Raw genomic sequence first — 15,044 nt, 5'->3', positions numbered from 1 at the left:
TGGAATTTGGCTTGGGCTTGGCGCAGGTCGGAAGCCCCCGCGCCGGGGCGGGCTTAAGACAGCCTTATAGGCGCGCCAGAACCGTGAAGGTTGCGCCGTGGAACCGTTCGCGCAGTCGCACGCGGTCGCCGAGGTCAAGAAGCCGAGTCATGCGGCCGGAATACTCCTTTGCCGCGCGCCGATCAACCCGTCGCGCGCGTGGCTGCAACGATTGGAACTTTCGCGGCGGCGGCGCGTAGTTTTGTTACCGCATTGGAGGAGAGACGATGTCCTTGATGAATGCCATGCACCTGATCCTGATTGCCACGCTTCTGTGGGGGCTGCTTTGGAGCCTGCCGCAGGCGGAGTCGCAGGAGATCACCCTGCATCTGCCGAAGCGCTGAGACGGGCAGCGGGTGCAGCGCAGGTGCTCTTGGCCAAGGGCCGTCAGGCCCTTGAGCCTAAACGATCGTGGTGCCACCCTGCCCGGGTGAGGAGACCCGCGAGCGCATGAACCCGGAAACAGACCTGCCGCAAACCGATCTGACGCCCTTCGAGGCGCTTCAGCAGACCGGGCTGACGCTGCTGGGGCAGATCGACACCTTCCTCGCAATCGTGCTGCGGCCCTGGATGTTCTACCAGGTCGGGATTGCGCTGGGGCTTTTCCTGCTGGCGCATCTGTTGCGGGCGCTGATTGGACCCAGGATCTACGAGTGGATGCGGGCCCGCGAGGGCTGGCCGAAATGGCGCATCCGGCTGCTGGTCGTTCTGCACCGGCGGCTGCGGATGATCATCTTCGTCGCGCTCCTTTGGCTCGTGATCAGCGTGATGCAGCAGATCACCTGGCCCTCGCGCACCTATCTTCTGGAAATCATTGCCCAGCTGTCCAGCGCCTGGCTCGTGATCGCGCTGATCACGCGCCTCATCGGCAACCCGGCGCTGCGCTCGCTGATCCGCTACGGCGCCTGGGGCTACGTGACGATCTGGATCCTCGGGTTGACCGACGAGGCGCAGGCGCTGCTGGAGAGCGCGGCGATCAGCTTCGGGGACTCCAAGCTCTCGCTTTGGCTGATCCTGCAGGCGGTGGTGATCCTCGTCGCGCTGGTTTCGCTGGCGCGCTTCCTGACCACGGCGGGGGCGGCGAGCATCCGGCGCAACGAGGGGATCAGCCCCTCGATGCAGGTGCTGGCGGTGAAATTCCTGCAGGTGGCGCTTTACGGGGCGGCCTTCTTCTTTGCGCTGAAGCTGGCCGGGGTCGACTTGACCGGGCTGGCGGTGCTCTCGGGGGCCATCGGTGTCGGCCTTGGGTTCGGCTTGCAGAAGGTGGTCTCGAACCTCGTGTCGGGGATCATCATCCTGCTCGACAAGTCGATCAAGCCGGGCGACGTGATCTCGATCGGCGAGACCTTTGGCTGGATCAATGCGCTGGGCGCGCGCTACGTGTCGATCACAACGCGCGACGGTAAGGAATACCTCATCCCCAACGAGGACATGATCACCGGGCAGGTGGTCAACTGGTCGCATTCAAACGAGTTGGTGCGCGTGGACATCCATTTCGGCACCGCCTACGGCGACGATCCGCACCTGGTGCGCAAGGTCGCGATCGAGGCGACGGAAAGCGTGGACCGGGTGCTGACCAGCCGACCGCCGGTGTGCCACATCATCGGCTTCGGTGACAGTTCGGTCGATTACATCCTGCGGTTTTGGATCATCGATCCGTCGCAGGGGCTGACCAACATCCGGGGCAACGTGTTCCTGGCACTCTGGGATGCGTTCAAGCAGAACGGCATCTCGATTCCCTTCCCGCAGCGCGAGGTGCGGATGCTGGGCGCGGACCCGGCGCCCGCGCGTGCGGAGGCACCCGATGACGAGGTGACGGAACGTCCCGGCTGACAGCCCTGCCGCGCTGCGGCATGGTCCGCGCGACTTGCAGACGCAGCGGAAAGGGAGAGCCGTCATGTCCTTCGAATTTTCTGACGACATTGTCATCCTCGGCGCGGCGCGCACCGCCATCGGCACTTTCGGCGGAGCGCTGAAATCCGTGCCGCCGATCGAGCTTGGCACCACGGCGGCCAAGGCGGCGCTGGAGCGGGCTGGCGTCGAGGGCGGCCAGATCGGCCATGTGGTCTTCGGCCATGTGCTCAACACCGAACCACGCGACATGTACCTGTCGCGGGTCGCGGCGATGCAGGCGGGCATTCCCGACACCACGCCGGCGATGAACGTCAACCGGCTCTGCGGCTCGGGCGCGCAGGCCGTTGTCTCGGGCGTGCAGGCGCTGATGCTGGGTGACGCGGAGTTCGCGCTGGTCGGCGGCGCCGAGAGCATGAGCCGCGCACCCTATATCATCCCCGACCAGCGCTGGGGCCAGAAGATGGGCGACATCCGCACAGTCGACATGATGCTCGGCGCGCTCAACTGCCCCTTCGGCACCGGCCATATGGGTATCACCGCCGAGAACGTGGCCAAGGAGAACGACATCTCGCGCGAGGCGCAGGACGCCTTTGCGCTGGAGAGCCAGCAGCGGGCGGCCAAGGCCATCGAGGCGGGCCACTTCAAGGAACAGATCGTGCCTGTGGAGATCGCCTCGCGCCGCGAGACCGTGATCTTCGACACCGATGAGCACCCCAAGGCGACCTCGTTGGAGAAGCTCTCGGGCCTGCGCCCGGCCTTCGACCGCGAGGGCTCGGTCACCGCGGGCAATGCCTCGGGGCTGAACGATGGCGCGGCGGCGCTGGTGCTGGCGCGCGGCGGGGCCGCCGCGACGGCAGGGCTGACGCCCAAGGCGCGGGTGCTGGGCTATGCCCACGCCGGGGTGCGCCCCGAGGTCATGGGGATCGGCCCGGTCCCGGCGGTGGAAAACCTGCTGGCGCGCACCGGTCTTTCGCTCTCGGACTTCGACGTGATCGAGAGCAACGAGGCCTTTGCCGCGCAGGCGCTGGCGGTGAACAAGGGGCTGGGGCTCGACCCGGCGAAGGTGAACCCCAATGGCGGCGCCATCGCGCTCGGCCATCCGATCGGCGCCACCGGCGCGATCCTCACGGTCAAGGCGCTTTACGAGCTCGAGCGCATCGGCGGCCGCAAGGCGCTTGTCACCATGTGCATCGGCGGCGGGCAGGGCATCGCGCTGGCGATCGAGCGGGTCTGAGACACCGGGGGGCAAAGGGGGCGCTGACCCCCGTCCGCTACGCGGACCCCCGGGATATTTGGACCTGGATGATATAGGATCTGGAAGAAAGAGGGGTGGCGCTCAAAGATCGACGCGTTGCCACAGGCCCGGATAGAGCGTCGGAAAGCCCTGCGGATCGACGGTGATCTGCGTGCTGTGTCCGGTCTGCCGGGACTCGTAGCCGACCAGCCCGCCGCGTTCGCGAATGTAGCTCTGGTCGAGGGGGTCGAGCCTCGGGCCGGGCAGGCGCATCCAGGCGGCGCACACGCTCAGCCGTCCGACTTCGGGCAGCCGGCGCAGCGGCATCAGGTTGGTCGCCGGTGTGAAAGCGAAATCCACGTCCGTGCACTTGGCGAGCTCCGGCTGCACGTCGCCATTTAGCAGCCAGGCGCCGTTCTGCCGGGTGAGCTGCGTGCGCACCTCCTGGCCGCCGACGCTCCCGGTGACATCGGCGCTGCGCGTCAGCCAGTCTGGCCCGCAGCGCACCACATAGTCGAGCGCGGCCCAGCCGGTGCCATCGCGGAAGCGTGCGTGGCCGACCAGCATGTAGCCATCTTCGTGCCGGGCGAGGCGGCATTTGTCCTCGCCGTCGCGATCGAGGGCGCGCCAGTGGATGGTGGCCAGCGTCTCGCTCATGCGGCTGCACCGAGGCAGGTGGCGGGGCTGGTTGCGCGACGGGCGTTGGGGCGACCGAGGGCACCCTGGATGAAATGGGGCATGTCCAACTCCTCTCAAAGTCGGCTTTACCATGGTGCCCCTGCCCATACGTAAAGGCAAGCGGGCGTTTTGCATCGTTTTTCTTAAGACGATCTTCACCTTGCCGCGGCCATTCTGTCCGGGGCGCAGAGGGCTTGGAGCATGGGGCCTGGAGCATGGATGTCGCGGCACGGCTGGCCGAGGAACGGCGCGCGCGGCTGGCGGCGGAACGGCTGCTGGAGCTGAAGCAGGCGGAACTTTTTGCCGCCAACCGCAAGCTGAACTCCCACGCGCGCCAGCTCAGCCACGAGATCACCGAGACCCGGGCCGAGGTCGCCACCGTGCGCGATGAGAACCTGCGGGTGAAGACCCAGCTCGGCGCGGCGCACCAGAAGATCGAGATGGTCGAGGGCCAGCTTTGGACCGCGCTGGCCTGCATGCGCGACGGGCTGGCCAGCTTCAACGCCGAGCGGCGGATGGAGATTGCGAACCCCGCCTGGCTGGCGCTCTTCGACGGGCTCGACACGATCCGCCCCGGCGCGGGCTATGCGCATGTGCTCGACATGATGGTCGAGGAGGGGATCGTCGATCTGCAGGGCGAGCATGGCGACGACTGGCGCGCCCGCATGGCCGCCCGCTGGGACGCGGACCCGATCCCCACCGAAACCATCCGCATCTATACCGGTCAGTTCCTGCAGCTGCAGGACCGGCACCTGCCCGACGGCGGGGTGGTGACGCTCAGCTTCGACATCACCGAGCTGATGCGCATGTGGTCGGCGCTCGAGGAGCTGCCGGACGGCTTCGTCATCTACGACGCCGACGACCGTCTGCTGATGTGCAACGAGACCTACCGCGCCATCTACCGGCTGAGCGCCCCGGCAATCCACCCCGGCGCAAGCTTCGAGGACATCCTGCGCTACGGGCTCGAGCACGGCCAGTACCGCGAGGCGGCGGGCCGCGAGGAGGAGTGGCTGGCCGAACGGATCGCGGCGCATCGCAGCACCGGGCGCGAGCTCGAGCAGCAGCTCGGGGACGGCCGCTGGCTGCGGGTCTATGAGCGGCCGCTGTCGGACGGCGGGCGGGTCGGACTGCGCATCGATATCACCGAGGCCAAGCGCATCCAGCAGGAACTCGAGGAGGCGCGGCGCCGGGCCGAGATCGCCAGTCACGCGAAATCCACCTTCCTCGCCAACATGAGCCACGAGATCCGCACGCCGATGAACGGCGTCGTCGGCATGGCCGAGCTGCTGATGGAAGGCACGCTCGACGCCGAGCAGCGGCTCTATGCCGAGACCATCCGCAGCTCGGGGGAGGCGCTCTTGCTGATCATCAACGACATCCTCGACTATTCCAAGATCGAGGCCGAGCGCATGGTGATTGCCGCCGAGCCCTTCGACCTTGGCCACGCCATCGACGAAGTGGCGCGGTTGCTGATGCCCGCCGCGCAGGAGAAGGGCGTCGCTCTGCGGGTGGACTATCCGCGGGAGCTGCCGCGGAGTTTCATCGGCGATGCCGGGCGGATCCGGCAGATCCTTACCAATCTCGTCGGCAATGCTGTGAAGTTCACCGCCGAGGGGCATGTGGCGATCTTAGTCTCGGGGACGCTCGAGGGGGGCGTTGCGCAGCTCGACATTCGTGTCGAGGACACAGGCATCGGCATCGCCCCGGACAAGCTCGAGCACATCTTCGGCGAGTTCAACCAGGTTGAGGATGCGCGCAACCGCAGTTTCGAAGGCACCGGGCTCGGGCTCGCCATCACCCGGCGGCTTGTGGGGATGATGGGCGGTGCGCTGCAGGTCTCCTCGGAACCGGGCACCGGGGCGGTCTTCGGGCTGAATCTGCCACTGCCGGTCGCCGGGGGCGCGGCAGAGCCCGAGGTGCCGGAGACCGCGGTGTCTCCGACCGCCCCGCCGGGGCTCGACGTGCTCTTGGCCGAGGACAACCGCACCAACCAGCTTGTCTTTCGCAAGATGGCCGAGGCGCTGGGGTGTGATCTCGCGCTGCGCTTCGCTTGCGATGGCGCCGAGGCCGTGAGCGCCTTTGAGTGGCGGCGACCGGACCTGGTGTTCATGGACATCTCGATGCCCGGGATGGACGGCAAGGAGGCGACGCAGCGCATCCGCGCGCTGGAGGGAGACGGGCCCCGGGTGCCGATCATCGCGGTCACCGCCCATGCGATGAGCGGCGATCGCGAGGCGCTGCTCGCGGCGGGGCTCGACGACTATCTCACCAAGCCGTTGCGCAAGGCCGAGCTGGCCCGGCTGATCGCGCGTTGGGGGGCGTCGAGTGCGACCTCGCGGGCCGCACCGGACGCAGATCCAGAGCTGCCGGCGGATCAGGCGGCGTTGGAATAGGGGCGGATGAACACCGGTTGGTCCTCGGTCGAGCGGTCCTCGTCATAGGCATAGCCGCCGAGGTCGAAATCGCGCAGCCCCTCGGGGTCGGTGATCCGGCGGGTGACGATGTAGCGCGCCATCGCGCCGCGGGCGCGCTTGGCGTAGAAGCTCACCACCTTGGGGGCGCCGTCCTTGTCCTCGAGGAACTGCGGCGTGATGACCCGCAGTTTCAGCGCCTTGGGATCGACCGCGCCGAAATACTCCTGGCTGGCGCAGTTCACCAGAACCTCGGCGCCGGTGCTCTCGCCCTGCGCGTTCAGCGCTTTCGACAGCTGGTCTCCCCAGTAATCGTAGAGCGATTTGCCGCGGCTGGTTTTCAGCCGCGAGCCCATCTCCAGCCGGTAAGGCTGGATCGCGTCGCGCGGACGCAGCACGCCGTAGAGGCCCGACAGGATCCGCAAGTGGTCCTGCGCGTAATCCATCTCTTCGGGATCGAGCGAGCTGGCGTCGAGCCCTTGGTAGGTGTCGCCGGCAAAGGCCAGCGCGGCGGGGCGCAGCGCCTCGATCTCGGGCTCTTCGGCATAGTCGCGGAAGCGCTCATGGTTGAGCTCGGCGAGCTTGTCGGACAGGTGCATCAGTTTCTTCAGCTCACCATGCGTCAGGCCCCGGGCGGTCTCCACCAGGCGCAGCGCGTCCTCTCCGAAATCGGGCTCCGTCATCTCGGTCTCACGGGGGGCCCAATCCAGCTTCTTCGCGGGCGAAATCACCACGAGCATTGCGCGGTCACTCCTTGAACAGATCCAGAACTTGGAATGGGTCTAACCAGCTTCGGCGAGAAGGTCCATAAAGGCCGGACCGAAACGCTCGAACCGCCGGTCGCCGAGGATCCGCTCCAGATCCTCGGGCGCGGGATCACGCAGCCCGGCGATCTTGGCGAGCAGCGAGGCGGAGCAGGAGAGAGGTTTTTCGGTGCCGTCTATCCCGCGCACCAGCTCGGCCTGGGCGCTCATCAGCCGGTCGTAGAGATCGCCGGCGCCGCGCGCCGCGGCGCGCATGCGCAGCGGGTGGGTTTCCTCCGGCGCGCCGCCGGTGATCACCGAGAGGAACTCGGCGCCGTAGCGCTCCAGCTTCTTGGCGCCGACACCGCTGATCGCGCCCATCTGGTCGAGCGTTTCGGGGCGCCGCTCGGCCATCTCGATCAGCGTGCGGTCGGGGAAGATCATGTAGGCCGGCAGCGAGGCCGCCTCGGCCAGCGCGCGGCGCTTGGCTTTCAGCGCCGACATCAGCGGCGCGTCTTCCTCCGACACCAGCGTCTTGACCTGCGGGCGGCGCTCGGCGGCCTTGTCGATCACGTCGCGGCGCAGCTCGATACTCTCTTCGCCGCGCAGGATCGGGCGGGCGGCCTCGGTCATCACCAGTGCGCCGTGGCGCTCGGGGTCGGGGCGCACCAGATCGCGCCCCATCATCTGCCGAAAGACGGCCTGCCATTGCCCCTTCTTGAGGTCCTTGCCCACTCCGAAAGTCGGCAAGCCATCGTGGCCGCGCTGGCGCACCTTGTCGGTCTCATTGCCCAGAAGGATGTCGATCAGGTGGCCCGCGCCGAAATTCTCGCCGGTGCGCAGCGCGGCGGAAAGCGCCTTGCGCACCGCCTCGGTTCCGTCGAAGACCTCGGGTGGGCTGTCGCAGAGATCGCAGTTGCCGCAGGGCGCGGACTCTTCTCCGAAGTAGCGCAGAAGGGCCTGGCGGCGGCATCCCAGCGCCTCGGCCAGCCCCAGCAGCGCGTTGAGCCTTCCGTGGTCGGCCGTCCGGCGCTCGGGCGGCGCCATGCCCTCGTCGATCTGGGCGCGGCGCAGGCGGATATCGTCGGCGCCGTAAAGGGTGAGCGTCTCGGCAGGCGCGCCGTCGCGCCCGGCGCGGCCGATCTCCTGGTAATAGGCCTCGATGCTTTTCGGCAGGTCGGCGTGGGCAACCCAGCGGATGTCAGGCTTGTCGACCCCCATGCCGAAGGCGACCGTGGCGCAGACGATCAGCCCGTCCTCGGTGGCGAAGCGCTCCTCGACGGCGCGGCGGGCCTCGGCCTCCATGCCGCCATGGTAGAAGCAGGTCGGGTGCCCCTCGTCACCAAGCGCTTTCGACAGCGCTTCGGTCTTGGCGCGGGTGCCACAGTAGACGATGCCCGAGCGGCCCCGGCGGGCGGCGGCAAAGCGCAGGATCTGCGCGCGCGGGCTGTCCTTGGGGGCAAAGGCGAGGTGGATGTTGGGCCGGTCGAAGCCGCGCAGAAAGGTCTCGGGCTGCTGGCCATCGAACAGGCGCGTGACGATCTCGGCCTGGGTCTCCTGGTCGGCGGTGGCGGTGAAGGCGGCGATGGGCACGTTCAGTGCCCGGCGCAGCTCGCCGATACGCAGATAGTCGGGGCGGAAGTCATGCCCCCATTGGCTGACACAATGCGCCTCATCGACCGCGATGAGCCCGACGCCCGCCTGCGCCAGCATACGCTGCGTGCCGGTGGAGGCGAGCCGTTCCGGCGCGAGGTACAGCAGCCGCAGCGAGCCGTCCTCGAGCCCCTGCCAGACGGCGTCGGTCTCGTCCTGGGTGTTGCCGGAGGTCAGTGCCCCGGCGGCCACCCCGGCCTCGCGCAGCCCGCGCACCTGGTCGCGCATCAGAGCGATCAGCGGCGAGATCACCACCGTCAGCCCGCCGCGCAGCAGCGCCGGCAACTGGTAGCAGAGCGATTTGCCGCCCCCGGTGGGCATGATGGCCAAAACGTTGTGCCCCGCCGCCACGGCCCCGACGATCTCGCCCTGTCCCGGGCGGAAGGCGTCATAGCCGAAAATATCCTTCAGCAGCGCCTCGGCGGGCGCGGTGTCGCGTGGCATGGGCTGGGGCCTGATTATGTGTGACTGCTCTACAACGCAGACTCTCACACTAAGATTCGGTGAACAAGGCCCTGCGCCCCATCCGCAGCGTGGTTCGCTGTGATGGGCGGCGGGTTTGCGTATTTGGAAAGAGAATACACTGGGCGCCGTCTTGCCCACGTTCCAGCGGCAGCGACCCCTTGCCGGGTCTCAGTCCGGATCGACCTTGCCGCGCATGGCCTTGACCGCGCCGCGTTCCTTCTTGGCCTTGATCCTGCGGTTCTTGGACCCGAGCGTTGGTTTGGTGGCAATGCGGCGGCGCGGCTTTTCCAGCGCCTTGCGGATCAGCTCGGCGAGGCGTTCGCGGGCGATCTCGCGGTTGCGGGCCTGGCTTCGCGTGTCCTCGACCTGCAGCACCAGCGCGCCCTCTTTCGTCCAGCGCCGCCCGGAGAGACGTTTCAGCCGGGCTTTCACCGGGGCGGGCAGGTTCGGCGAGCGCTCGGCCTCGAAGCGCAGCTCGACGGCAGTGGAGACCTTGTTGACGTTTTGCCCGCCGGGGCCGGAGGACCGGATGAACTGCTCGGTCAGTTCCCAGTCCTCGATGTGTATGGTGTCGGTGATGCGCAACATGCGGCGGACATTAGCGCGGCGCCGGGGCCGCGCAAGCCGGTAGCTTCGTCGCCTGAGACACAAACGGCCCGCGCCGGAGGGGCGCGGGCCGTTTGTGAAAGGTCGTTTCTGGATGGAAATGGGCCACGCGGCCTGTCGCGTGACCCATTCGAGACGTCAAGGAGGCGGGCCGGTTAGGTCGCGCCAATTCGGGTTCCTTCACGCCAGGGATTGCCCTAGCGCACTGCCCTCCGAACTGTTCCGACACCTTTCTCCAATGTGACTCTAGACACTGGATCACCTCCTTTCAGCTGTTTGAAAAACGCAAGTTCAGCGTGCCACGGAAACGCGCATCCGCAAAGCGTTTTTACAGACTCAGGCAATTGCCCTGGAAGAAAGTGCCTTCGAAACGATCATCCGGAAGGGCACTAGGGCGAGGATCGCCAGCGACAGCTTCACCATCCAGTCGGCGAGCCCCAGCGAGACCCAGAGCGGGACGACGGGGCCAGCGCCGAGCAGCGGCAGCGCCTCGTTGGCCCAGGACACGTCGTTGCCCGGCTCGAGGAAGCTCAGCGAGCCGGCGAAGGCCACCGAGAAGAAGATGGCCGTGTCGAGCGAGCTGCCGACCAGGGTCGACGCCAGCGGCGCGCGCCACCAGGCGCCGCCGCGCAGCTTGTCGAATATGCTCACGTCCACCAGCTGCGCCGCGAGGAAGGCGGCGCCCGATCCGATGGCAACGCGCAGTGTCACGGCAGGATAGCTGTAGCCGTCGCCCTGCAGCATCACCTGCGTGCCGATCAGCGAACAGATCACCCCGGTGACAAAGCCCGCCAGCACCACCTTGCGCGCGGCCCTTACACCGTAGAGGCGATTCATCAGGTCGGTGACAAGAAAGGCGACGGGATAGGTGAAGGCGCCCCAGGTCAGCCATTGGCCGAAGAGGATCTGCACGAGGATGTTCGAGGCCAGCACGGTGGCGGCCATGGCAAGGATGCCGGGAAGGTAGGAGCGTGTCATGAGGGTGACCCGTTTTACAAGGTGGCGGGGAACTCGGCCCGCCAGCCCGGCGGACGGACGGGTCTTTACTGGCTCAGGTCCGCGCGATCAAGAGATTCCGGCAGGTCGTATTCGACGAACTGCGTCTTCTGGAAGAACTTGAAGTTGTCGTCCGAGATCATCGTCAGTCGGATCCGCCCCGGCGCCGGGCTCCAGACCGCGATCCCCTCGAGGTTGTCGAACTGCAGCGGGGCGCTCTCGAAGAGGGTTTGCTCGTTGCGTACCTCGTCGCCCGCAATGTCGAAGCGGCGCACCCGGCTGCGGAAGGCATAGCCGGTGAACTCGCGCTCGAGCAGGTAGAAGCGCCCGTCCGGCCCGATGTCGGCCCCCACGGCGAGAAAGCCGCCGCGGCGTGGCAGGTCGAAGACATGGCTCCAGGCGCCCTCCTCGAGCCGCCAGACCGGGAAGGGGCGGGTGAGCTGGCCGGAGCGCTCGGGCAGGGTCAGCAGCCGGCCCCGTGCGTCGATGGCCAGCGCCTCCATGCCCGAGTTCATCTGCAGCTGCCGGTAGAACGGCCCCTTCGGCAGCACGGTCGCCGGGCGGTCGTAGCGCTCGGAGGCGTGGACCCTCGGCGGGCCTTCGAAGGAGACGTAGAGGCGCCCGTCCGTCCCGATGGCCAGCCCCTCGGCATCGTCTATATCGGGGTGCATGCGCGTGCCGGTCTCGTCGAGCAGCTTCTCCACCGGTGTCGCCGCAAGCCCGGTGATCGCGCCGTCTGCCAGGCCTCCGGCGCGCTCGAAGCGTCCCATGACGATGCTGCCGCGGTCGCTGATCGCGGTGAACTGCCGGCCGTCCTCGCTGACCTCGAGCCCCGAGAAACCGCCGAAGCGGTCATGGGAATTGTGCCAGGTGTGGGCGCCGACATAGCGCGCCCCGGGCGCGGTCTCTGGCGTTTCGGCGCAGGCCGAGACTGCCAGGACGCTTGTGAGCGCCGCGATGTGCGCAGCGCTCAGCGCGCGGCGAGGACAGAGGCGCATTGGGCCGGCAGGTCTCCCATCACTAGGTCGCGCTTGGGCTTGGGGGTCACCTTCGGCGCGTTGGGATCGGGTTTCGGGGGGTTGAGAATGTTGTTCACCCAGGCCTGTGCGTCAGCGCAGCCGTCGCCCGCGGGGGGCGGGGTCTGCTCGACGCAGCTGGCGTCGCCGCGCGGGCAGTTCAGGCGCACGTGGAAATGATAGTGATGCCCGTACCAGGGGCGGATCTTGCGCAGCCAAGCGCGGTCGCCCGTCTCGTCCTTGCACATCTGCACCTTGGCGCCGGGGAAGACGAAGATCCGCGCGACCCGCGGATCCTGCGCCGCGGCTTTCAACAGCGCGTGGTGCTGCGGCGTCCACTTGTCGTTCACATAGGCGCCCGAGGCGCGCTGCATGGAGATCGACGACAGATCCTCGCGCTGCTGGCGGGTCAGTTGCAGGCTGTCGGTGGGGCGCATCCAGATATCGGCGTCGAGGCCCATCTGGTGGCTGGCGTGGCCCGAGGTCATCGGCCCGCCGCGCGGCTGGCTCATGTCGCCGACATAGAGCCCGTTCCAGCCGGGGAGCTGCGCGGCCTTGCGCGACAGGTCCTTGACGAAACCGATCAGCTCGGGGTGTCCCCAGTTGCGGTTGCGCGACAGGCGCATGGCCTGCCAGGTGGGCCCGGTCTCGGGCAGCTGCTGGGCACCGGCGACGCAGCCCTTGGAATAGGAGCCGTAGGCAGCCGGGGCAAGCCGTGCGGACACGTCCTGCGCGCCAAAGAGCTGCTTGGCGCTCTTTGATGAGATGACGCCGGTGACCTTGGGCAATTGGTCGGTGCTGGTTGCACGCGGGGCGGGCCTGTCATCGCTGCACGAGGCCAAGGCCAGGGCAAGCGTGGAGGCCAGGGTGAGGCGGGTCAGGGTGCGGATCATTCTGCTCGATCTCCGTCTGGTTTAACCCAGCGTAACAGACACAGACCCAGAACGAAAAGGACGATCAGCGGCGTGACGCCGATCCTCTGCGATCCGCTCAACGCGGTGACCGTTCCGATGAGCAGAGGCGCGAGGAAGGAGGTGGCCTTGCCCGAGAGCGCGTAGAGCCCGAAGGCCTCGGTCATGCGCGCCGGATCCGCCTGCCGCACCATCATGCTGCGCGAGGCCGATTGCAGCACGCCGCCACCGGCGCCGATCAGCACGCCGAAAAGGTAGAAGGCGAGGTCGGGCAGCTTCGAGCCGTCGGCGACGGCCAGGCCGAAGATGCGGTCCCGATCGACCAGCACGATGGCGATGGCCACCAGCGTCAGCAGGACGATCATCCCGGTGATCACCGGTTTTGGTCCAAGCTTGGCGTCGGCCTTGCCGCCGAGCCAGGCGAAGAGCGCGCCGGAAATGATCGCAAGGATGCCGAAGACCCCGGTGTCGACCACCGACCAGCCCAGCACCCCCGCGGCATAGATGCCGCCAAAGGCGTACATGCCGTTGAGCGCGTCGCGGTAGAACATCGACGAGGCGAGATAGGCGAAAAGCGAGGGGCGGCGAGGCAGCCGTGACAGCGTGTCCTTGAGTTGCGCCAAACCCCGACGCACGGCCCCTTTCCGGGGGGTGGTTTTGGGCTCCTTCACCCAGAGGAAGAAGGGGATCATGAAGACCGCGTACCACAGCGCGGTGAGCGGGCCGACAGCGCGGGTGCCCTCGCGCTGGGCGGCGTCGAGGCCGAAGATCGGGTCGATCCCGAGCAAGGTTCTTCCGGTGGCGGCGCTCTCGGCGAAGAGCGCCAGCATCAACGCCAGTGCAATCAGCCCACCGAGGTAGCCGAAGGCCCAGCCGTTGCCCGAGATCCGGCCGATCTCTTCGCGCGGGCCGAGGTCCGGCAGCATGGCGTTGGTGAAGATCGTGGCGAACTCCATGCCCACCAGGCCGAGCGCGAAGAAAAACAGCGTGACGCTGAGGTTGAAATCGCTTGGTGCGGCGAACCAGAGCATCCCGGACCCGACCATGTAGAGCGCCGAGAACAGCCAAATCCAGCGCAGCCGGTGGCCGCCGCTGTCGGCCACTGCTCCGAGCAGCGGCGCGAGCAGGGCGATGACGAGGCCCGCCGCGCCGATGCCGAAACCCCAGGCTGCCTGGGCCGCGCTGCCGTCGCCCATTATTTCCTTCACGTAGGGGGCAAAGATGAAGGTGATCAGTAGCGTGTTGTAGGGCTGGCTGGCCCAGTCGAAGAAGAACCATCCCCAGATACGCCTGCGGACCGCCTTTTGCGCTGTCCCGTCCGTCGTCATGCCCGTTTCGCCCCGATCTGCCCTGTCATTGCCCTCGCGGCGATAGAACAGGCGGCGGGCGCACAAGGCAAGGCACTCCCGGCGCGGCCGGGCTCAGGCGGCGTCTTCCCCGGTGGCGGCCAGCGGCAGCGGCGCGGGCACCAACTCCTGCATCGGCGGCCAGGGGCGCTGGTCCTCTGCCTCGATCCACGAGGCGACCCAGAGTGGCAGCGGCGGCGAGGCGGTCTCGAGGCCCAGGAGCTCCATCACGCGCTCGGGCGCGATCATCCCGGCGCCCGAAGTCACCGCGGTGCGAAACACCGCGTGGCTGGCGCACTCGCCGTTGCGCTTCCACATGCCCTGCTCGATGTAGATGAACCGCCGGTCCCAGCCGATCACCCGGCTGCGCATTTCGATGCGGTCGAAGAGCTTGACCCGCCGGCGATAGCGCACCGTCGCGCCGGCGACGGCAAACCCCCAGCGCTCGCGCTTCAGCAGCGCCAGAAGGCCGCTGCGCTTCGCGATGGGCATCCGGCCGAGGTCATAGAGCGTCAGGACCCGGCCATTGTTGAGCTCGGCGAACATGTCGAGATCCCAGGGCCAGCAGATATGGCGGGTCACGCTGGTCTCTCCGGTGGCGAGCGGCGGGGCGTTCCGAACAAGGAACTGTTGCTTGGCGAGGCGCAGAAACGGGTACATGGGCGCTCCTTTCGGGGCAAAGGGGTCGCAGGGTGACGCCAGCGTCAACCACGACCTCGCGGCACTCTTGAGCTTTGCGCCCAGGCTGCCTAGGTCTGGGGTCGGTTTTACTCACAAAGGGCGCACCCGTATGCAATCGCTGTTCCAGATCCTGATGCTGATCCTCGACGTGATCTGGTTCATCATCATCGCGCACGTGATCATGAGCTGGCTCATCAACTTCCAGGTGCTGAACCTGCGCCAGCCGCTGGTCGCGCAGATCTGGGACGGGCTGAACCGGCTGCTCGAGCCGATCTACTCCACCATCCGCCGGGTGCTGCCGCCGATGGGCGGGCTCGACCTCGCGCCGCTGGTGACGCTTATCGGGATCTACGCGATCCGCATCATCCTCGCGAACAACGCCGGGTTCTTCTACGGCTACTGAGCCTCGCT

General features: G+C 67.5%; 13 protein-coding genes. 4 read left to right on the top strand and 9 right to left on the bottom strand.

Features of this window, described 5'->3' with window-relative positions; all coding sequences use genetic code 11:
* Nucleotides 1–489 precede the first annotated feature (489 nt).
* On the top strand, nt 490–1,872 hold the full coding sequence (locus tag G0D83_RS27635; RefSeq protein WP_164197713.1) for a mechanosensitive ion channel family protein: 1,383 nt from the start codon (nt 490–492) through the stop codon (nt 1,870–1,872).
* Nucleotides 1,873–1,936: 64 nt separating this feature from the next.
* A complete protein-coding gene (locus G0D83_RS27630) occupies nt 1,937–3,127 on the top strand; it encodes an acetyl-CoA C-acyltransferase family protein (RefSeq protein WP_164197712.1) in 1,191 nt (396 codons plus the stop codon).
* Between the two features lie 102 nt (nt 3,128–3,229).
* On the opposite strand, the gene G0D83_RS27625 is transcribed toward G0D83_RS27630, so the two are convergent.
* Complete coding sequence (locus G0D83_RS27625) at nt 3,230–3,784, bottom strand: putative glycolipid-binding domain-containing protein (RefSeq protein WP_164197711.1); 555 nt, start codon at nt 3,782–3,784, stop codon at nt 3,230–3,232.
* A gap of 236 nt (nt 3,785–4,020) precedes the next feature.
* Here G0D83_RS27625 and G0D83_RS27620 point away from each other — a divergent pair, with 236 nt between their 5' ends.
* On the top strand, nt 4,021–6,198 hold the full coding sequence (locus G0D83_RS27620) for a PAS-domain containing protein (protein WP_164197710.1): 2,178 nt from the start codon (nt 4,021–4,023) through the stop codon (nt 6,196–6,198).
* Here the strand turns inward: G0D83_RS27620 and yaaA are convergent.
* The 8 genes from yaaA to G0D83_RS27580 all read right to left on the bottom strand — a co-directional run bounded on the left by yaaA (nt 6,180) and on the right by G0D83_RS27580 (nt 14,612).
* Nucleotides 6,180–6,956: a peroxide stress protein YaaA gene (gene yaaA, locus G0D83_RS27615; RefSeq protein ID WP_164197709.1), complete on the bottom strand. Its 777-nt coding sequence runs from the start codon at nt 6,954–6,956 to the stop codon at nt 6,180–6,182. The two genes, G0D83_RS27620 and yaaA, sit on opposite strands and share 19 nt — an antisense overlap.
* 42 nt (nt 6,957–6,998) lie before the next feature.
* The gene (recQ, locus tag G0D83_RS27610) at nt 6,999–9,056 is read right to left on the bottom strand and encodes a DNA helicase RecQ (RefSeq protein WP_164197708.1); all 2,058 of its coding nucleotides are present in this window, start codon (nt 9,054–9,056) and stop codon (nt 6,999–7,001) included.
* 189 nt (nt 9,057–9,245) lie between these two features.
* Nucleotides 9,246–9,665: an alternative ribosome rescue aminoacyl-tRNA hydrolase ArfB gene (gene arfB, locus G0D83_RS27605; protein ID WP_164197707.1), complete on the bottom strand. Its 420-nt coding sequence runs from the start codon at nt 9,663–9,665 to the stop codon at nt 9,246–9,248.
* A 354-nt stretch (nt 9,666–10,019) separates the two neighbouring features.
* Nucleotides 10,020–10,661 carry a queuosine precursor transporter gene (locus tag G0D83_RS27600; RefSeq protein ID WP_164197706.1) on the bottom strand — a complete coding sequence of 214 codons (642 nt, stop codon included), beginning with the start codon at nt 10,659–10,661 and terminating at the stop codon, nt 10,020–10,022.
* A 65-nt stretch (nt 10,662–10,726) separates the two neighbouring features.
* Nucleotides 10,727–11,677 (bottom strand): esterase-like activity of phytase family protein, encoded by a 951-nt coding sequence (locus G0D83_RS27595; RefSeq protein WP_164197705.1) that lies wholly within the window; start codon nt 11,675–11,677, stop codon nt 10,727–10,729.
* A complete protein-coding gene (mepA, locus tag G0D83_RS27590) occupies nt 11,650–12,588 on the bottom strand; it encodes a penicillin-insensitive murein endopeptidase (protein ID WP_164197704.1) in 939 nt (312 codons plus the stop codon). The genes G0D83_RS27595 and mepA overlap by 28 nt, the downstream gene beginning before the upstream one ends.
* Nucleotides 12,585–13,985 (bottom strand): MFS transporter, encoded by a 1,401-nt coding sequence (locus G0D83_RS27585; protein ID WP_164197734.1) that lies wholly within the window; start codon nt 13,983–13,985, stop codon nt 12,585–12,587. Before G0D83_RS27585 ends, mepA begins: the two co-directional genes overlap by 4 nt.
* 42 nt (nt 13,986–14,027) lie before the next feature.
* Nucleotides 14,028–14,612, bottom strand: a complete 585-nt coding sequence (locus G0D83_RS27580) for an acyl-CoA thioesterase (RefSeq protein ID WP_164197703.1) — start codon at nt 14,610–14,612, stop codon at nt 14,028–14,030.
* A gap of 130 nt (nt 14,613–14,742) precedes the next feature.
* On the opposite strand from G0D83_RS27580, the gene G0D83_RS27575 reads away from it, so the two are divergent.
* A complete protein-coding gene (locus G0D83_RS27575; protein WP_095883109.1) occupies nt 14,743–15,036 on the top strand; it encodes a YggT family protein in 294 nt (97 codons plus the stop codon).
* Nucleotides 15,037–15,044 lie beyond the last annotated feature (8 nt).

Source organism: Salipiger sp. PrR003, assembly GCF_010500785.1.
In the GTDB taxonomy this organism is placed as follows: domain Bacteria; phylum Pseudomonadota; class Alphaproteobacteria; order Rhodobacterales; family Rhodobacteraceae; genus Salipiger; species Salipiger pacificus_A.
The sequence above is the reverse complement of the archived record's forward strand: the minus strand, read 5'-3'. Positions and strand labels throughout refer to the sequence as shown.